Origin of the sequence: Alkalibacillus haloalkaliphilus C5 (assembly GCF_000269905.1) — a bacterium.
Lineage (GTDB): Bacteria > Bacillota > Bacilli > Bacillales > Alkalibacillaceae > Alkalibacillus > Alkalibacillus haloalkaliphilus_A.
The window spans coordinates 11,464-28,042 of record NZ_AKIF01000016.1; the positions used below are offsets into that span (position 1 = coordinate 11,464).

25 protein-coding genes are annotated in these 16,579 nt (G+C 36.9%); 14 read left to right on the plus strand and 11 right to left on the minus strand.

Going from position 1 to position 16,579, the window contains the following annotated elements; genetic code table 11:
- Nucleotides 1-142: 142 nt before the first annotated feature.
- The 4 genes from phnC to dat all read left to right on the plus strand — a co-directional run bounded on the left by phnC (nucleotide 143) and on the right by dat (nucleotide 3,544).
- The gene (phnC, locus tag A194_RS0103160; protein ID WP_017185441.1) at nucleotides 143-934 is read left to right on the plus strand and encodes a phosphonate ABC transporter ATP-binding protein; all 792 of its coding nucleotides are present in this window, start codon (nucleotides 143-145) and stop codon (nucleotides 932-934) included.
- Nucleotides 915-1,736, plus strand: a complete 822-nt coding sequence (gene phnE / locus A194_RS0103165; protein ID WP_017185442.1) for a phosphonate ABC transporter, permease protein PhnE — start codon at nucleotides 915-917, stop codon at nucleotides 1,734-1,736. Before phnC ends, phnE (A194_RS0103165) begins: the two co-directional genes overlap by 20 nt.
- Nucleotides 1,736-2,533 (plus strand): phosphonate ABC transporter, permease protein PhnE, encoded by a 798-nt coding sequence (gene phnE / locus A194_RS0103170; protein WP_017185443.1) that lies wholly within the window; start codon nucleotides 1,736-1,738, stop codon nucleotides 2,531-2,533. Before phnE (A194_RS0103165) ends, phnE (A194_RS0103170) begins: the two co-directional genes overlap by 1 nt.
- 156 nt (nucleotides 2,534-2,689) lie before the next feature.
- Nucleotides 2,690-3,544: a D-amino-acid transaminase gene (gene dat, locus A194_RS0103175; protein WP_017185444.1), complete on the plus strand. Its 855-nt coding sequence runs from the start codon at nucleotides 2,690-2,692 to the stop codon at nucleotides 3,542-3,544.
- Here the strand turns inward: dat and A194_RS0103180 are convergent.
- Nucleotides 3,541-4,002 carry a hypothetical protein gene (locus tag A194_RS0103180; protein WP_017185445.1) on the minus strand — a complete coding sequence of 154 codons (462 nt, stop codon included), beginning with the start codon at nucleotides 4,000-4,002 and terminating at the stop codon, nucleotides 3,541-3,543. The genes dat and A194_RS0103180 overlap by 4 nt on opposite strands.
- 108 nt (nucleotides 4,003-4,110) lie before the next feature.
- Here A194_RS0103180 and A194_RS0103185 point away from each other — a divergent pair, with 108 nt between their 5' ends.
- A complete protein-coding gene (locus A194_RS0103185) occupies nucleotides 4,111-4,374 on the plus strand; it encodes a NifU N-terminal domain-containing protein (protein WP_017185446.1) in 264 nt (87 codons plus the stop codon).
- Nucleotides 4,375-4,546: 172 nt separating this feature from the next.
- Here the strand turns inward: A194_RS0103185 and A194_RS19240 are convergent, their stop codons facing one another.
- Together A194_RS19240 and A194_RS0103195 are read right to left on the minus strand one after the other, a co-directional pair.
- Nucleotides 4,547-5,101, minus strand: coding sequence for a BsuPI-related putative proteinase inhibitor (locus A194_RS19240; RefSeq protein WP_017185447.1), 555 nt, complete (start codon nucleotides 5,099-5,101; stop codon nucleotides 4,547-4,549).
- Between the two features lie 57 nt (nucleotides 5,102-5,158).
- Nucleotides 5,159-6,016 carry a YitT family protein gene (locus A194_RS0103195; RefSeq protein ID WP_017185448.1) on the minus strand — a complete coding sequence of 286 codons (858 nt, stop codon included), beginning with the start codon at nucleotides 6,014-6,016 and terminating at the stop codon, nucleotides 5,159-5,161.
- A 90-nt stretch (nucleotides 6,017-6,106) separates the two neighbouring features.
- Between A194_RS0103195 and A194_RS0103200 the strand changes: the two genes are divergently transcribed.
- Together A194_RS0103200 and A194_RS0103205 are read left to right on the plus strand one after the other, a co-directional pair.
- Complete coding sequence (locus A194_RS0103200; protein ID WP_017185449.1) at nucleotides 6,107-6,967, plus strand: DegV family protein; 861 nt, start codon at nucleotides 6,107-6,109, stop codon at nucleotides 6,965-6,967.
- A 135-nt stretch (nucleotides 6,968-7,102) separates the two neighbouring features.
- The gene (locus tag A194_RS0103205) at nucleotides 7,103-7,321 is read left to right on the plus strand and encodes a hypothetical protein (protein ID WP_017185450.1); all 219 of its coding nucleotides are present in this window, start codon (nucleotides 7,103-7,105) and stop codon (nucleotides 7,319-7,321) included.
- 32 nt (nucleotides 7,322-7,353) lie between these two features.
- Here A194_RS0103205 and A194_RS0103210 read toward each other — a convergent pair whose 3' ends face one another.
- Both A194_RS0103210 and A194_RS0103215 read right to left on the minus strand, forming a co-directional pair.
- The gene (locus A194_RS0103210; RefSeq protein WP_017185451.1) at nucleotides 7,354-8,805 is read right to left on the minus strand and encodes an alpha-amylase family glycosyl hydrolase; all 1,452 of its coding nucleotides are present in this window, start codon (nucleotides 8,803-8,805) and stop codon (nucleotides 7,354-7,356) included.
- Nucleotides 8,806-8,868: 63 nt separating this feature from the next.
- A complete protein-coding gene (locus tag A194_RS0103215) occupies nucleotides 8,869-9,258 on the minus strand; it encodes a YisL family protein (RefSeq protein WP_017185452.1) in 390 nt (129 codons plus the stop codon).
- A 203-nt stretch (nucleotides 9,259-9,461) separates the two neighbouring features.
- On the opposite strand from A194_RS0103215, the gene A194_RS0103220 reads away from it, so the two are divergent.
- Nucleotides 9,462-10,652: an ornithine--oxo-acid transaminase gene (locus tag A194_RS0103220; protein ID WP_017185453.1), complete on the plus strand. Its 1,191-nt coding sequence runs from the start codon at nucleotides 9,462-9,464 to the stop codon at nucleotides 10,650-10,652.
- A 201-nt stretch (nucleotides 10,653-10,853) separates the two neighbouring features.
- Here the strand turns inward: A194_RS0103220 and A194_RS0103225 are convergent, their stop codons facing one another.
- The 6 genes from A194_RS0103225 to A194_RS0103250 all read right to left on the minus strand — a co-directional run bounded on the left by A194_RS0103225 (nucleotide 10,854) and on the right by A194_RS0103250 (nucleotide 14,343).
- A complete protein-coding gene (locus tag A194_RS0103225; RefSeq protein ID WP_017185454.1) occupies nucleotides 10,854-11,093 on the minus strand; it encodes a hypothetical protein in 240 nt (79 codons plus the stop codon).
- Nucleotides 11,094-11,107: 14 nt separating this feature from the next.
- Complete coding sequence (locus tag A194_RS0103230; RefSeq protein WP_017185455.1) at nucleotides 11,108-11,389, minus strand: hypothetical protein; 282 nt, start codon at nucleotides 11,387-11,389, stop codon at nucleotides 11,108-11,110.
- An 82-nt stretch (nucleotides 11,390-11,471) separates the two neighbouring features.
- Complete coding sequence (locus A194_RS0103235; RefSeq protein ID WP_017185456.1) at nucleotides 11,472-11,693, minus strand: hypothetical protein; 222 nt, start codon at nucleotides 11,691-11,693, stop codon at nucleotides 11,472-11,474.
- Nucleotides 11,690-11,992, minus strand: a complete 303-nt coding sequence (locus A194_RS0103240) for a GDYXXLXY domain-containing protein (RefSeq protein WP_017185457.1) — start codon at nucleotides 11,990-11,992, stop codon at nucleotides 11,690-11,692. Before A194_RS0103240 ends, A194_RS0103235 begins: the two co-directional genes overlap by 4 nt.
- Nucleotides 11,979-13,181 carry a DUF2157 domain-containing protein gene (locus tag A194_RS0103245; protein ID WP_017185458.1) on the minus strand — a complete coding sequence of 401 codons (1,203 nt, stop codon included), beginning with the start codon at nucleotides 13,179-13,181 and terminating at the stop codon, nucleotides 11,979-11,981. The genes A194_RS0103240 and A194_RS0103245 overlap by 14 nt, the downstream gene beginning before the upstream one ends.
- A 1-nt stretch (nucleotide 13,182) precedes the next feature.
- Nucleotides 13,183-14,343: a DUF418 domain-containing protein gene (locus A194_RS0103250; protein ID WP_017185459.1), complete on the minus strand. Its 1,161-nt coding sequence runs from the start codon at nucleotides 14,341-14,343 to the stop codon at nucleotides 13,183-13,185.
- Between the two features lie 118 nt (nucleotides 14,344-14,461).
- Between A194_RS0103250 and A194_RS0103255 the strand changes: the two genes are divergently transcribed.
- The 6 genes from A194_RS0103255 to A194_RS0103280 are packed head-to-tail and all read left to right on the plus strand — an operon-like array spanning nucleotide 14,462 to nucleotide 16,286.
- Nucleotides 14,462-14,674, plus strand: coding sequence for a spore germination protein (locus A194_RS0103255; protein WP_017185460.1), 213 nt, complete (start codon nucleotides 14,462-14,464; stop codon nucleotides 14,672-14,674).
- Nucleotides 14,671-14,895 (plus strand): spore germination protein GerPB, encoded by a 225-nt coding sequence (locus A194_RS0103260; RefSeq protein WP_017185461.1) that lies wholly within the window; start codon nucleotides 14,671-14,673, stop codon nucleotides 14,893-14,895. The genes A194_RS0103255 and A194_RS0103260 overlap by 4 nt, the downstream gene beginning before the upstream one ends.
- Nucleotides 14,896-14,900: 5 nt before the next feature.
- On the plus strand, nucleotides 14,901-15,482 hold the full coding sequence (gerPC, locus tag A194_RS19245) for a spore germination protein GerPC (RefSeq protein ID WP_017185462.1): 582 nt from the start codon (nucleotides 14,901-14,903) through the stop codon (nucleotides 15,480-15,482).
- Entirely contained in the window at nucleotides 15,472-15,648 is a 177-nt protein-coding gene (locus A194_RS0103270; RefSeq protein ID WP_017185463.1) for a hypothetical protein, read from the plus strand. The genes gerPC and A194_RS0103270 overlap by 11 nt, the downstream gene beginning before the upstream one ends.
- Before the next feature lie 6 nt (nucleotides 15,649-15,654).
- Nucleotides 15,655-16,032 carry a spore germination protein GerPE gene (locus tag A194_RS0103275; protein ID WP_017185464.1) on the plus strand — a complete coding sequence of 126 codons (378 nt, stop codon included), beginning with the start codon at nucleotides 15,655-15,657 and terminating at the stop codon, nucleotides 16,030-16,032.
- Between the two features lie 23 nt (nucleotides 16,033-16,055).
- Complete coding sequence (locus A194_RS0103280; protein WP_423734737.1) at nucleotides 16,056-16,286, plus strand: spore germination protein; 231 nt, start codon at nucleotides 16,056-16,058, stop codon at nucleotides 16,284-16,286.
- The last annotated feature ends 293 nt before the right edge of the window (nucleotides 16,287-16,579 follow it).

Consider the following 16,579-nt stretch of genomic DNA (forward strand, 5'->3'; position numbering starts at 1 on the left):
CAATTTAGACCTTAAAAGGGAGGAGAAATCCTCCCTTTTAGGCTATATAAAACTTTTTAGAAAAATCTGATTTGGAAAATTGATTTAATTAATCTATAACTATATAATACTTGCATAAACTTACAGGCATGAGGTGAAAATTGTGATTGAATTTAAAGATTTGTCATTAGTTTATCCGAACGGACATCAAGGTTTAAAAGATGTCAACCTAAAAATTGAAGACGGTGAATTTGTTGTTATTGTTGGTTTATCAGGTGCTGGAAAATCAACTTTCATTCGTAGTATTAACCGGCTTGTCACTCCTACAGAAGGAGAGTTACATGTTGATGATGACAACATTTTAGATTACAAAGGTCGTGGCCTACGTAAGTTGCGCACAAAAGTCGGGATGATTTTCCAAAGTTACAACTTAGTTAAACGTAATAATGTAATCAAAAATGTATTAGCTGGCCGTTTAGGTCATACTGGAACAATACGATCTGTCTTCAACCTTTTTAGTAAAGACGATAAAGCATTAGCTTATGAAAGTTTAAAACGAGTCAATATTGATGAAAAACTTTATAATCGTGCAGATGAGCTTAGTGGTGGTCAACAACAACGTGTTAGTATCGCACGTGTCCTGACTCAAAAGCCTAAATATATATTAGCAGACGAACCTGTCGCATCACTTGACCCACCTACTTCTCACCAAGTGATGCAATATTTACGCAAGATCAACAAAGAAGATGGTATTACAACCATCGTTAACTTACACTTCATTGATATGGCGATGGAATATGCTGACCGTATTATCGGTATGAGAGCTGGTGAAGTTGTATTTGATGGTCCAGTTTCAGAAGTAACTGAAGAGACGTTTGAAGAAATCTATGGTCGTTCAATCCGTGAAGATGATTTACGCGGAGGTGTAGAAGAAGATGTCGAACAAAATGTCTAAACCGACCATAAATGAGGACAACTATGCACCTCTTCTTTCACCTTGGCGAGTAAAAGCAAAGATTACAGTGATCTTCTTTGTTATTATCATCTTTTTACTTTTTAGCTCTTGGCGTACAGGTGTCGATTTAAACGCGTTAATTTGGGGATTTAGCAATATGACCCAAATTACTGATAAATTGTTCCCGTTAAACATGGGTGTTTTAGGGCCTGCCATGAATACATTGTTTGAAACAATCCATATGGCAATCATCGCCTCTACCTTTTCAACATTAGTTGTAATCCCTGTTAGCTTATTAGCTGCTAATAATATTACAACGAATTGGTTCATCTATAACACGACACGTCTTATTATGAACATTTTACGTACAATTCCAGACGTTGTATTAGCTGTTATTTTCGTTGGTTTATTCGGTATTGGCGTATTCGGTGGTATTGTCGCTCTATTTATTTTCTCACTAGGTATTCTTGCAAAATTAATTAGTGAGACTATTGAATCAGTGGACATGCATCCAGTAGAAGCGATGCGTGCTTCTGGAGCTAACACTATACAAGCTATTGCTTATGGTGTCGTTCCACAAGTCTTGCCGCAGTTTACATCATTCTCGTTGTACGTTTTTGAGATTAACATTAGAGCATCTGTCGTAATTGGTTTAGTTGGTGCTGGTGGTATCGGTCAGCTACTTATGAACCAGTTCAGTTTCAACAACTATGGTGCGGTTATGACAATCATCATCGTTATTTTCGCTGTAGTAATTCTCATTGAATACATCAGCGGTAAGATAAGGGAGGCGATTATATAATGAGTCAACAATTACCTCCAAAAAAACCAAGATCAACAAAACAAATCATTCGTAACATCGCTATTGCTATAGCAGTCATTGCACTTTATGTGTGGACTTTTGCTTCAATCAATATTGATTTCGGACGCGTAATAGAGCGCTTTACATCTAACTTTGACCGTGTCATCCCTCAACTATTTAGTCCAAATTGGGAACGAGCGCCTGAAGTCATTGAAATGATGATTGAAACGATATTTATTGCTTACGTTGGTTCATTAGCGGCTGCCATTATTGCTGTTCCTTTAGGCTTCTTAGCTGCGTTTAATATGTCTAACAGTCGTATATTAGCTACCTTTGGTAAATGGATACTAAGTGGTGTTCGTGCATTTCCAGAGATTATTTTAGCTATTCTATTTGTTGTAGCCGTAGGACCTACACCATTCGCTGGTATTTTAGCCATTGCGATCGGCTCAACAGGTATGTTAGGTAAACTTTATGCTGAAGTTCTTGAATCAATTGATATGAATGTTGTTGAAGCCATGCAAGCTAATGGAGCAAATAAGATTCAAATTATGTTCCATGGTATTATTCCGCAGGTTATTCCTGAATTTTTATCATATGCTATTTACCGCTTCGAAATTGACGTACGTGCTTCTACTATTTTAGGTTACGTCGGTGCTGGTGGTATTGGTACGATGATATTTTTCGCACAAAGTGGACGTAACTGGAACGATATGGGGATGATTTTGCTCGTCATCATCATCGTCGTTACAGTCATTGACTACGCAAGTACTTATATTCGTAAAAGAATTGTATAAACACTACAAAGCATCGATTTGTCCCAAATCGGTGCTTTTTTTATTATTATTTTAAAATACTTCTATTAATATTTAAGACTTTTTCAATATTTACATATTAAGCTTTTTCAACTAACATAATGAATAACATGAAAGTCATGATAGGAGATGAAGTAGATGATCGTACTAAAAAATAACGAATTTATTGAACGGAATGAAGCAACAATTGATATGGAAGATCGTGGACACCAATTTGGTGATGGAGTTTATGAAGTTGTCCGTGTATATGATGGTGAAGCATTTTTATTACAAGACCATTTAGATCGTCTGCAATATAGCTTAAATGAAGTAGAAATTGATTATGACGTTAACGAACAAAGGTTAAGCCAATTACTTCAGCAGTTAATTGATAAGAATAGCATCGATGACGGCGGTATATACTTACAAATCACTCGTGGTGTAGCACCACGTAACCACCCTTATCCAGAAGGTGCACAACCAGTCTTATTTGCTTACCCATTACAATTATCACGACCACTAAAATCACAAGCGCAAGGCATCACAACGATTTTACAAAAAGATTTTCGTTGGTTGCGTTGTGACATTAAAAGTTTAAACCTATTAGGTAATGTCATGACAAAACAAAAAGCACATAACGCGAATGCTAATGAGGCGATTTTTTTCCGTAATGAAGACCATGTTACAGAAGGTTCTTCAACAAACGTATTTATTGTTAAAGACGGTAAGCTATATACGCATCCTGCAGACAATTTAATTTTAAACGGGATTACACGTCGTTACATTTTCCACTTAGCTAATCAGTTAAACATTCCGTATGAGGAAACTGTGTTTAGCTTAGCAGATTTAAAAGAAGCTGACGAAGTATTCATTACATCAACATCAGCTGAAGTAACACCGGTTGTAGATATCGAAGGACAAAAAATAGCTAATGGACAACCAGGACCCATTAGCCAGAAACTTTTAGACGGTTTTTTCGAATATAAAAATGTTGATCAATTAACGAACGTTTAAGTGGTCTGTTTTGTCGTCTTTTTAAACAACCACTCTGTAATGTAATACAAGTTAAAAAAGAAAATAACATGAGCGATAAACCAGTCAAAAATAGCGACGATATCTGCAGGTGCGGGTGTCGTCGTTTTTGCTAAAATTGTTAACGGAAAGTAAGTTAAAAAAGCGATAAACGACAATAAAGCTGCCACTTCCATGCGACGTTCCCATATCTTATTTTTTTTCGTGATTAAGTATAAATAAACACAAACAATCAATGTAGCCACTAGCACATGTAAAGCGTATTCAAAAGCAAGATAAAAATTGTCTGGAACTGCTTCACTCGGTGTATAGATGAAATCAATGTTTAATAATAAAGTAAATAATTGCTTACCTGTAAAAGCCTCGATCACGTACAAATATAAGCTGATCGCTGTGGAGGCAATTAACCCAACAACAATTGCTATGTATAAATAACGCATCTAATCCCCCTCTCCACTATTTATCATACCATTTTCTAAATGACTTTTCTTTTGTACTGACTTATTTCATGCTAAGATATAAGAGAGAAATTCAGGGAGGGATTCACGATGGCTGTAATTGCAGAACCAACACCAAATCCAAATGCAATGAAATTCACAGTAGACAGTGTCATTTTTGAAGGTGATGATAGCATCTCTGTCATGCAAGGTGAGACAAGCGAACACAACATCTTAAATGACTTAATGGAATTAGACGGTGTCGATAACGTATTCGGTTACTACAACTTCATTACCGTTAATAAAACTTTTGACGCTCAATGGGAAGAATTATCTCCTAAAGTGGAGAAAGTAATCGAAGGCTACGGTTATTAATAAAAGTTCCAGCTAATCAGCTGGAACTTTTATTTTCACATCATCATTCAGCGCTTTTTTTGATTTTTCGGCGAAAATTCAATTATTCCGGCGATTCACATGAATTTTCCGGCGAAATTCTAAATAATTCGGCGAACTGCAACGATATTTTGCCGTCGCTGAATTATACCTCTTATGGCACTTCAAACGTTACGTCTTCTTTAAACGGATGTTCTTGAATTTCCTCACCATTAACTTCATACACCATTAACTCAATTGTTGCTTCATATTCTCCTGAATCAACTTTCACTCCATCTTTCGTATAGTCCCAAGAATCTTGGAAATCCAACTCATCTCCTGGAGACAACTCACTCGTTTCAATGGCTTGGGTAAACATCATTCCCTCTGAAAAACGATAAACCTCTTCACCATTTGGATCTGTTACGACGATTTCAAACTTTTGACCAGACGAAAATGATAACGTTAAATCTTCATCTCCTTCATGAGTCAGCTTCATATTAAACTTAACATTGTCTTCACCTGGTTGAACATCGACATCAAACCTTAGTTGATCCAACAAAGCATCCACTCCTGTTAATTCTTCTTTACTTTCTTCTTTATCATCATTTGGCTGTTCTCCTGTATTATTTTCACCTTCATCAGGTTTTGTATCTTGTCCACCAGTTCCACAGCCAATTAAAGCTATACTTAATAATAAAACCATCAAGTAAAATACGATTTTTTTCATACGAACACCTCGCGTACTTATTTTTGTACTCTATTAGACGTATGCAAAATTTTACCGTTACACTTTTTCGTCTTCTTTTCTAAAGAAGCCAAATATACCAGTCGTTTGAACAATATTAGTAAATGAATTAGGATCAGCTTCTTTGACGATATTTTCTAAATCATATAGTTCATAACGTGTTACAACTATGACAAGCATTTCACGGTCTTCATCAGTAAAAGCACCTTTAGCTGGTACACGCGTAATCCCTCGAACCATATTCGAATGGATCGCTTTTGTTACTTCTTGACCTTTTGCCGTTACAATCATGGCTGTTAACTTACTGTGTCGAGTATGAATCGCGTCGATCACACGTGTTGTGACATATAACGTAACTAATGTATATAAAGCTTTTTCAGCATCATATACTAGTCCAGCAGCGATTATAATCGCACCATTCAGCGACAGGAAGTAAACACCGATTGGACGGTCTTTTAATCGTGATAGAACCATCGCGATAATGTCCATACCACCTGTTGATGCACCCCATTTTAATGTCATACCAACACCAATTCCACCAAACAAGCCACCGAACACAGCATTTAACAGGATGTCGTCATCAGCAATAACTCTTATTGGGATTGTTTCAAGAAATAAAGTCATAAATAATACCGAAATAATACTATAAATCGTAAACCCTTTTCCAACTTTAAGCCAACCTAATATGACTACGGGAATGTTAAGTAAGAATAATAGAATACCTGTACTAATATCTATATTAAAAAAATCTTGAGATATACTCGCAGATATTTGGGCAACTCCTGTAAAGCCACTAGCGAATACGTTAGCATGCTCTAAAAAGAAGTTAAGTGAGATTGCATTAAAAAATGCGCCGATAATAACGATTACAAATCGTTTTGCTTCAAATATAAACATAATAGCCTCCTGTCTAGCATTGACGTATGCAATTTGTCCTATTAAACTAAAGTATAATAGTGATTGAAAGAAATATCTAGGAGGAAATCCATGAGCGTAAAATTAATTGTTGATTCAGGTTCAGATTTACCTAAAGACATTTTAGAACAACACGACATTGACATCGTCTCGTTAATTGTCCATTTAGATGGACAAGATTATTATGATCGCGACACCATTGACTCACAGAAAGTATATGACGCTATGCGTGAAGGTTCTGCACCTAAAACAGCGCAAGCAACACCTGATACGTTTTATGACGTATTCAAACAGTATACTGATGAAGGTAGACCTGTCATTTATCTAGCATTTTCATCAGAATTATCCGGTACTTATCAAAGTGCAATGATTGCTAAACAACAAATAGAAGATGACAACGAAAGTGCAGAGATCTACATCATTGATACACGCGCTGCATCGATGGGACACGGCCTAGTAGCCTATCATACTGCAGAAGCAATCGCAAATGGCGGAAGCGTTCAGGACATCCTAGACACAGCGAATTTTTACGTGAATCATATGGTTCATGTTTTCACCGTAGATGACTTAGAATACTTACAGCGTGGTGGACGCGTTAGTAAAGCTCAAGCCTTTGTTGGCGGTATGTTAAAAATTAAACCACTTCTTCATGTTGAAGATGGTAAACTAGTACCTCTTGAGAAAGTAAGAGGCTCTAAAAAAGTAATCGGCCGCATGGTTGATTTAGCTGGTGAGCGCGGTAACTCATTAGATCAACAGACGATTGCCATTACGCATGGTGATGATGAAGAAACGGCTCAAAAACTAGCAGATAAACTTAAAGAGGTATACAGTCCACAAGACGTCATCATTCACCAAATCGGCTCAGCCATTGGTGCTCATGCTGGACCAGGTACGATTGCACTCTTCTTTTTAGATGATGTCCAGCAATAACTCTATATCTTAAATATACCCAGATGATTAATGTGTTAACCAATCATCTGGGTATTTTATTTATTCTCTTCATAATATTCTTTCTATGAAATATATATTATAATCAGTTTAATAGATTATTTTAAGGAGGATATTATGGACTCGGTTAATTGGATTGACTTTATTACACCAACAAGTTTCTCTTCAGCGGTCATGATTGGAATTATATTTGTACTTATTCTTATGTTCATTGTGTGGATCCAAGTTAAAAAGATTAAGTTTATCATCTCTTTATTTATAACCGGTACAATCACGGTAATCGTCTTAGCCTTCTTATTAGACTGGTTAGGGTATTACGATTGGATGAGCTTATAAGCAAAAATAAAGCAGAGGCGTAATCCTCTGCTTTACTCTTTACTATTTTGATCTTGTTTCGTTCGATCTTCTCTTCTGTTTTTACGATACATGATAATCGCAAATACGATAAATGCTCCTAAAACACCGAAGAAAAGCAACGTTAGTGGCCAATAAATGCCTTGGTTCGGCTGTACATTAAAGACGTTAGACGATTCGCGTTCTAATGAAACTGTGTACGTGCCGTCTTCATTTTCACGAATCAAATCATCTTCAATTAACCCGCGCATTTCCATATCCGTTGGTAAATGGTCAATTTCTGTATATTGAAATTCCGGGCTGTTATTAATTGCTACAAGCACACGATTTCCCTCATGTTCACGTTCAAATACTAAGAAATAATCGTCGTCATGTAAAACATTCATGTCACCATGACTTACTTCAGGAAAATGGCCGTTAAAGCTTTCTAACTTCTCAATATGGCGAATTAATTGTTCATCACCACTTAAAAAGTTGACCATCGCATGGTGGCTATTATCCTCAACTAACCCATCAGATGGAACCTCTGTACCTTGGAATAACCATGGTTCATTCGGCGTCATATATAAATAAGTTAATGCCATTTTCCACCGTGTGATTGGATGAAGACCACTTTCTTCCATAGCTCTTGTAAAGCGATCTGTCGTGTAGTGATCCATGTAATGGACAACACGTTCGTCATCTAAATATGGATCATTCAATATTGAATCATAATCTACTTCGATCGTTTTAAACAATTCACGTGCGTCTTCACGAAACTCACCATGAAGCACACGATCAAATCCTGCATCTAATATAGATTCAACGTTACTTTCATTGAAATCAGCTAACTCGCTAATCCAAAATTGATCCGACAGCTCATTTGTTAGAGTGTCGACATAATCAACCGGTAATGGATCAGCATTTGAAATATAGAAACCAGATGTACCTAACATTTTTTGCCACTCTGTCATTTGCTCTAACATGTAAGCTTGTGCTGCTTCATCTTCCAACTGAATTGTTCCTTCTTCAGTTACCCACTCTTCTTCCATTAATGGACTGTTTTCACTCACTTGTTCCATTGGGAAGTGTAGTATAACCTCAATCCCTGCTTCATTAAACATGTCTACTGTCTCAATTGCATCTTCAACTGAGCCGAAAGTTTGTTGGATTTGTTCGTAGTCCAAAACAGTTTGACCTGTGTAATCCTCACTTGCAAAAACTGGTGATAGCACAACATGAGAAATACCTAAATCATCCTCAATATGACTGATTCGATCAGTTATACCGACAATGTCACCGCCATGAAAACCAAAAGGGTCATTACGGTCTACTCCTTCTTCTGTTATGCTATTAGAATTTTGAAAGCGATCGATCAAAATATAATAATAACTGTTTCGCTCATCGCCCTGTTCAGCTTGTCCGACTATTGGGAAGACAAGCATGAGTGCAACGAGTGAAACTAATAAAACGGTTAATCGTCTCATCGCTGTTACCTCGCTTTAAAGTACTGTTTAAAATAGAAAAGCCCCTTTTAACAGGGACTCCTCTTAAGGTAAAAAGCCGAATGGCAAGCGACCGAAGCCTAATGCTAATGCAATAGTTAATGCAAAAGCAAGCTGTAACCAGCCAGCGAATTCTCTTTTACCTTTTTTAGCTTTTGCCAAAGTCATTTCCATTGCGGCAATAACCCATACCCCGGCGATTAATTTAATAATCGATTCAGCGAAATACTCACTTTGTACACCGAAGTAAAAACGGAAGAATAAGTCAGCCCCTGTAGCAATAACAAGAACATAAAATAAACGTAAAGTCATTTGTAAAATTTTTATCGGTTTCTCTTGTTTATTTTGCTTAATCATGACATAAGCAATTACAAACAGAATAATTGCTGCACTCCATGAAAAAATATGTATAAGTGCCATTTGTTGATGGTCCATAGTACATACCTCCTTTTATGTCTATCCTATCACGTTTTTAAAACGTATGCGATAAAATTGTTGACAACTTTGAAACAATCCATACAAACAGTTATAATAACTAATAGTGTTAGAAATTTTAACCACTAAGGTTATTCGGTTATTTTAACAAAAAGCCCCTAACCGTTACATAAGCGGGCACTAACTTTCTCAGGAGGGATTTTATGACTCGTAATACCGAACAAATTATTAATCAAACAGAACATTTTGGCGCAAACAACTATAAGCCATTGCCAATTGTTGTATCAAAAGCTGAAGGTGTTTGGGTTGAAGACCCTGAAGGCAATCGTTATATGGATATGTTAAGTGCATATTCTGCGGTTAACCAAGGGCACCGCCATCCTAAAATCATTAATGCACTTAAAGAACAAGCTGACCGCGTAACATTAACATCCCGTGCATTCCACAATGATCAATTAGGTCCATGGTATGAAAAGATTTGTAAGATGACGAACAAAGAAATGGCGCTACCCATGAATACAGGGGCTGAAGCTGTTGAAACGGCTATTAAAGCAGCTCGCCGTTGGGCATATGACGTAAAAGGTGTTACTGAAGACAAAGCTGAAATTATCGCTTGTACAGGAAACTTTCATGGCCGTACAATGTCAGCGGTATCATTATCATCTGAGGCTGAATATCAACGTGGTTTTGGACCGTTACTACCAGGAATCAAAATTGTCCCTTACGGTGATGTTGACGCTTTACGCGATGCGATCACTGAAAACACGGCCGCATTCATTTTTGAGCCGATCCAAGGTGAAGCTGGTATCGTTATGCCACCTGAAGGGTTCTTAAAAGAAGCGTATGACGTGTGTAAGGAAAATAACGTATTATATATGGCTGACGAAATTCAGGCTGGTCTAGCTCGTACAGGTAAAATGTTTGCTTGTGATTGGGAGAATGTTGAACCAGATGTATTAATTTTAGGTAAAGCACTTGGAGGCGGGGTGTTCCCTATTTCATGTGTTGTTGCAAACGAAGATATTTTAGGTGTTTTCAACCCAGGTTCTCACGGGTCAACATTCGGTGGTAACCCTGTTGCGAGTGCTGTATCATTAGCTTCATTAGAAGTATTAGAAGAAGAAAAACTAGCTGAACGTTCATTAGAACTAGGTCAACATATGCTTGATGAGCTTCGTTTCATTGATAATCCTACTATTAAGGAAGTTCGCGGTAAAGGGTTGTTTATCGGCGTTGAATTAAATGTACCTGCTCGTAAATATTGTGAACAACTTAAAGAAAGAGGATTACTATGTAAGGAAACACATGAGAATGTGATCCGCTTCGCACCACCATTAATAATTGAAAAAGAAGACTTACAATGGGCGATCGACAAGATTAAAGAAGTGTTGTAAACATGAACAAAACCCGAACGAATTCACAACTGAATTTGTTCGGGTTTTATTTTTAGACTCTAAATTTTTTTTGATAAGCCTGTGAAATTTCTTATTAAAAAGGTGCGTGTTTATGCACATAACAAACCCCAGCTAAGGGACTTTTATGTTAAGTCCACTAACTGGGGTTATGTTCAAAGTCAACCAGATGATCTTCCCCAGTTATACTACAAATTCTACAACGCCACTTAAGAAAACAAAAATAGCAATTAATACTATAATAGCACCGAACAATTTTTTCCCTTCAACAAATCGTCTAGCTGCCATTAAACCAAGCATAGCACTACCAGTGAGCAGTGCAATTGTAATAAAGATTTGGTCTGCAAACCATCCTAAAATGATAAATAATAACGTTACAAATGATAATACAATTTCATAAATTAATAAGCGATTTGAAGTCATTTTGTTCTCTCCTTTTATACAACCCATAAATAGAAAATATAAGATAAGATTGCTAAACTAACGATTAATTGAAACGGAAACTTAAACTTTCCTAAACCCTCGGTCAACTTGCCGATGAACATCGACATGTAGATCGTACCACCTAATAGGAGAACTACGACAAGGAATTCCGTAACTCGCCCTACATAAAGGACGTGAAACACATGACCATTGGCATTTAACATAATTAATATAAATACACCTATAAAAAAAACAAAGAAACGTGATGTTAACTCTTCAAACGATAGATCTTTCATGCGGGCACCTCAATCTCATTACAATATCTCCGCTTCATATTGTAACTGAAAACATCACGTAACACCATCATTTCATTAACGTTTATGGTTCGACTTGAATATTTTCAACTTCAACGATCTTCTTTTGCCCCCAAGGCGATAAGGCGATGGATACTAACATTCGCTCTTGTGAAGACTCAATTTCACCTTGCTGTTCATAATGTGGATGATATCGGTCAAGTCCTAAATCAATATGATGTACTTGCTCATCATCTTGATAACGATAACGCGCCACAATGACAACATCATCACTTTCTGCACTCATTTCACGATCAGATGCTGCCTTAAGATGATAGACCCTTGTTCATCGGGAGTGAATAAGACATATATTTGCTGATTGGATCTCACATCGTCTGTCGCAAACCAATTTTCAGAACGTACGGTTTCAGCTAAATAACTTAAGTGAACATAATCACCATAAAAAACATCCTCTGTATCATAAGCTTCTGTCTGAATCGTAATCACTTTACCAAATCGATCTAATGCATAACTGGAAGTGACCATGAATAATAGCACGACGATTTGAAGAGCAACCGCAATTAAGAACACTCTACGTCGAATCATGATCATCACTTCCTTTCATTTGATTCTGTTGATAACGGTTCAACAACAGTCCAACGATAAATAAAATAATACCACCAATTAAGAAGAATAACGTGCGGTCTAATACTAACCAAGCAACTTCTACATAAACAATGCTAACACTAATTAAAAAAGCGATGATGCCAAGTTTTTCTTTACGACTATCTTCAAGCTGATCACCTTCAATCATTTTCCCAATCGAAAACGCGAACAACACAAGAGCAGCTAGTAACGTCGAAAATTCTGGCCATACAAATACCGGTAAAAACAACACTATTTGAATAGCACCGAAACGTTCACGATTTAATACCGCTAATAACACCGCCAAACTTAAAAACGGAATGAGAAATAAATAATAAACTATATCATTGACAACAGGCTGCCAACCCCAGTTAAAAAATAACGCTTGATAAACTACTATAATAAACATACTTAAAATCGAAACGCCTTGTAGCGGCTTACTTACAACACCTGTTTTAATGATATAACTAAATAAATATAAAATAAGCGCAAAGATTGTATACCAATAATACGTTAACTCTTGAATTGAAAATGCCAATAACAAAATGGATAACAAACTAGTAAACAACCACATTAAGTTTTGTTGTTTTATAAAATAACCGACCGTTCCATAACCAACGACAAACAATGCCATAAGTAACCAATCAAAATCATGCAACTGCATCGTCGAAACGAACTGGCCGATAAAAACGACTACTAATCCAAAAATCCAAATAAACACTTGTGGCTGACTTAAGTATATAAGTAATACAGCAAGCCCCCATACTAAAAACGCAAATGCACTATTCATACTAAAGTGATACATGTCCCCTAAGAGGAATATACCAGCACCAAATATAGACAGAGCGACTACAAAAGCAAAAACACCAATTCCTTGGCGGTTATGCATAAAGGCACGAGCTCCAACGAAATAAAACGAAAGCATAGCACCAATGATTAAAACAACTCGCCATAAATGATGGATCGAAGTCCAATTTGCTGCAATTAATGACAGACAAGCAAGACCAATTAAAACAGCCGCTAAAAAGAAAAATAGCATTGGTGTGGACTGTCGTTCATATCGACTAGCAATTGCTTCTTTTTGACTTTCGTCGATAATCCCTTCTTCCACCCATTTTTTAGATTCTGATTCAATCCAACTTTTTTTCACGTTACGACCTCCTTCTTAGCCGCTGCACCTTTCCATACGTCAACGTACGATACACCCATTCGAAAGGGCCGTACTGAAAAACTTTTAAGTACCAAATGCTAAATACGACTTGCACACTATATACAATTACAACATAAACCATTAAATCTATTATATTGAGTTGACCGTAGAAATTAAATCCAACACCATAAAAGAAAACAAACGCAATCAATGACTGTAATAAATAGTTCGTTAATGACAACTTACCAACAGGTGCAAGAATTGATTGAATGACCATGCCACGACCATAACTAAAGATGACTAGTAAGATTAAGAAATAAAATAAACTTGAGAAAGACCCACCAATGCCTTGTTTAGCATAATCTAACCAATCAGGGTCACCCATTAAATAAGGACCTGCTTTAAACACAATGAAAACGACAAGTGTGAACATAATCCATTTTTTTATAGCGTTGATGTGTTGTTTTGGGTTAGTTACCCATCCTAATTTAACTAAAACAACACCAACTAAAAACATAGGTAATATAGTTAAAATCATTAAAATAACTTGTAATGGATTAAACATAACTAACCAATCAGCAATGTTGCGTTCAAAAATATCAGCATATGTACCTGTATATAATGCGAAAGACTGGGCGATCGCTTCTTCATCACGATAATCGGCTAGAAAGTCACGCACTGCGTAATTCATGAGCGTCATGAACACTGTAACCGAACCGAGCATCCATGCTGCCCATTTCAACAATGAATGAACAGGCTTTTGAATTAACCAAATAGTTAAAAGTCCTACAATACTATACGTAAGCAAAATATCGCCATACCAAATCAAAATTCCGTGAGCTAAGCCGATTGCCGCTAATACGAACATTCGTCTTCTTAACACCGACTTTGCTTGGTCGTTCACTTTTTCTGTTAGGCGCTCATACATTATGTAAATGCCGACACCAAATAATAAGGCAAACAACGGATAAAAACTAGCTTGAAACAAGACGCCAATAAACGTTAACAAAACTGAATCCGTTGCCGTCTGATAAAACGAATCGATTCCACCGTACATAAAATGAGGCGAATGAAACGCAAGCACATTCACAACTAAAATTCCTAATAAAGCAAAACCACGAATAGCATCTATTGATTGAATTCGATTTTGATTCCCTTCCATTCTCTCACCTCTTCTCTCTATTATAATTCATTTCTAGTTATTGACAAAACTAAATCTAAATTTAACGGTGACAAATAACTATGAGATACATATATTAATATGAAAGGAGATTGGTTATATGCCTGCATTTGTAGGAGCGGTAAACGTTGTAGCAATTGAGTCTTCAAGTACTTTCCAAATCGGTGATTCGTATATGATGCAACCGATGAGTAGTGCGAAAACATTTGCAGGTGGCGGTTCATTTAATACCGGGCAAAACATTGAAATCGAACTTGGCGTTTCGAACGTTTATATTGATCCAGGCTTTTTGTTTGAAGGTGGCAAACTATGAAGTTAACAGTCCATCAACAAATTCATATTAACTTCCTAAAAGTTGATGCGATTACAAACTCCTCTGTTTTACAAGTCGGAAGCTCAGGTTCTATCCAATCCGTGTCTAATTCTTATAATACAGGCGAGTATGATGAACCAGCTGAACCTGCAGAACCGCTTGACCAACCACTCGTAAGAATTCCGAAACTACCAATTCCTGAACAAACCGAGAAGGAGTGAGCGATATGCACGTCCATCCTTACATCATCGAAAGATTAAACCGTCTTGAACAGAAAGTGGATTACCAAATGGAACAGATGGCACAAATCATATCCTTGCTCCAACAGTTAAATGAAGAAGAACAAACTGAGGAAAAACAGGCAACTGTCGATACAATTGAATACCATTTTGAACAATTAAAAATCGAAACATTAGAAGGAACATTAAACATCGGTTTAACGCCACACCGTGACCTTCCTTTTGAACAACTCGATCTACCGAAACAACAAGGCTTAACCGAAATGGAACAAAACGCACTGAAAGAATTAGAACCATTCATGCGTGAAGAACTTCCTAAAAAGATCGACACAATAGCAAGTGAACATCGTGTCGAGTTAACCGATGAGTGGAAAAACTTATTATTACAAGATGTTCATAAACAAATTCCAAAGCGTGTTAAAGAATATTTAAATACGATGAGCCCTAACGATCGAATGACAGTCGGCTCAGACAGTTATTCATATGTAACGAATCATATTAAAAAAGAAATTTTAAGTGGGATCAAAGACCACATGTTAAAAATAAAGGAGCAGCCTGATGAACGTTAATTTTGTGAATGAAGAATTGAGTGTTGGTAATATAGAAGTAACGGGAATCTCATCTTCATCTCTTTTCATAGTCGGAGATGCAGATCATTTACAGTTCACATCAACTTTTGATACGCCTCCAGAATCGTACTTCATCGAAAGTGTCGTCCCTTTCTCATCAGGTTGATAAAAGATGAGAAACAGTATTGTTAAGACCATTAACACGAACAGTTTACATTTTTCATCATCATTAAGAATCGGGGATACGAAATACTTAACCCCCCTTTCAATCGCCCTTGCGATCCAACAAGAAGGTGCATATTTTACTAGAGAAGTACAAAGACGACACACGTTTATGAATTATGACTTTTTCACTGACCCACTGCCAGAACACCTAGCGGACTATCAGCCAAACATCACGCGTAACAACAAAGGTGATATTAAAGTTGGCCACATCAATGTCATTGGCGCAACCGCAAGCTCTACTATTCACATTGGCTCAATAAAGCACGGAGATGCCGTCAGTCGCGTCAAACATATACGTCATCTTCTCGATACAGATGAAGAATAAGTGTGGGAATTTATAATAAGTAGGTGATTGATTTGCCATCCATTGTAGGACCGTTAAAAATTAATAGCGTAGATGGTGGAGGTACAGTAAACTTTGGTGATGCATTTTACATTTCACCAAAATCTTCAATGAAAACAAACGCAGGTGCTGGAGCATTTAATACAGGTACGATGGTCCAGACCAATAGCTTCTTAAGCTCATCTAATCCGATTGACCCTGACTTCAAAGACCAACCAATCGTTGCGAACAAATAATTGAATTTGAAGGCTGGCGTCGTGCCAGCCTTTTCTAATAAGTGTCAGATGAAAGGGCATTACTGTCGGACAACACCCTTGTCACAAAAAACGGATGTCAAACTCAATTGACATCCGCTTCACCTATTCTTTCAACATTCTTAACCCATTTAATATTACTAAAATCGTACTGCCTTCGTGAGCAATCACGCCATAAGGCAACGTCAAGTTTTGAGAGAAGTTCGCGACGATTAATAATAGGATAACAGAGATCGAGAATACGAGATTTTGCTTAACAATGCGGTTTAAACGAG

Coding starts and splice junctions, on each gene's coding strand:
- gerPC (WP_017185462.1), top strand. CDS start 14,901: ATGCACGTCCATCCTTACATCATCGAAAGATTAAACCGTCTTGAACAG.
- A194_RS0103260 (WP_017185461.1), top strand. CDS start 14,671: ATGAAGTTAACAGTCCATCAACAAATTCATATTAACTTCCTAAAAGTT.
- A194_RS0103180 (WP_017185445.1), bottom strand. CDS start 4,002: ATGCGTTATTTATACATAGCAATTGTTGTTGGGTTAATTGCCTCCACA.
- A194_RS0103210 (WP_017185451.1), bottom strand. CDS start 8,805: ATGAGACGATTAACCGTTTTATTAGTTTCACTCGTTGCACTCATGCTT.
- A194_RS0103240 (WP_017185457.1), bottom strand. CDS start 11,992: ATGATTCGACGTAGAGTGTTCTTAATTGCGGTTGCTCTTCAAATCGTC.
- A194_RS0103235 (WP_017185456.1), bottom strand. CDS start 11,693: ATGAGTGCAGAAAGTGATGATGTTGTCATTGTGGCGCGTTATCGTTAT.
- A194_RS0103200 (WP_017185449.1), top strand. CDS start 6,107: ATGAGCGTAAAATTAATTGTTGATTCAGGTTCAGATTTACCTAAAGAC.
- A194_RS0103220 (WP_017185453.1), top strand. CDS start 9,462: ATGACTCGTAATACCGAACAAATTATTAATCAAACAGAACATTTTGGC.
- A194_RS19240 (WP_017185447.1), bottom strand. CDS start 5,101: ATGAAAAAAATCGTATTTTACTTGATGGTTTTATTATTAAGTATAGCT.
- A194_RS0103185 (WP_017185446.1), top strand. CDS start 4,111: ATGGCTGTAATTGCAGAACCAACACCAAATCCAAATGCAATGAAATTC.
- phnE (WP_017185443.1), top strand. CDS start 1,736: ATGAGTCAACAATTACCTCCAAAAAAACCAAGATCAACAAAACAAATC.
- A194_RS0103275 (WP_017185464.1), top strand. CDS start 15,655: ATGAGAAACAGTATTGTTAAGACCATTAACACGAACAGTTTACATTTT.
- A194_RS0103255 (WP_017185460.1), top strand. CDS start 14,462: ATGCCTGCATTTGTAGGAGCGGTAAACGTTGTAGCAATTGAGTCTTCA.
- A194_RS0103205 (WP_017185450.1), top strand. CDS start 7,103: ATGGACTCGGTTAATTGGATTGACTTTATTACACCAACAAGTTTCTCT.
- A194_RS0103230 (WP_017185455.1), bottom strand. CDS start 11,389: ATGAAAGATCTATCGTTTGAAGAGTTAACATCACGTTTCTTTGTTTTT.
- A194_RS0103250 (WP_017185459.1), bottom strand. CDS start 14,343: ATGGAAGGGAATCAAAATCGAATTCAATCAATAGATGCTATTCGTGGT.
- A194_RS0103195 (WP_017185448.1), bottom strand. CDS start 6,016: ATGTTTATATTTGAAGCAAAACGATTTGTAATCGTTATTATCGGCGCA.
- dat (WP_017185444.1), top strand. CDS start 2,690: ATGATCGTACTAAAAAATAACGAATTTATTGAACGGAATGAAGCAACA.
- A194_RS0103270 (WP_017185463.1), top strand. CDS start 15,472: ATGAACGTTAATTTTGTGAATGAAGAATTGAGTGTTGGTAATATAGAA.
- A194_RS0103215 (WP_017185452.1), bottom strand. CDS start 9,258: ATGGACCATCAACAAATGGCACTTATACATATTTTTTCATGGAGTGCA.
- phnE (WP_017185442.1), top strand. CDS start 915: ATGTCGAACAAAATGTCTAAACCGACCATAAATGAGGACAACTATGCA.
- A194_RS0103225 (WP_017185454.1), bottom strand. CDS start 11,093: ATGACTTCAAATCGCTTATTAATTTATGAAATTGTATTATCATTTGTA.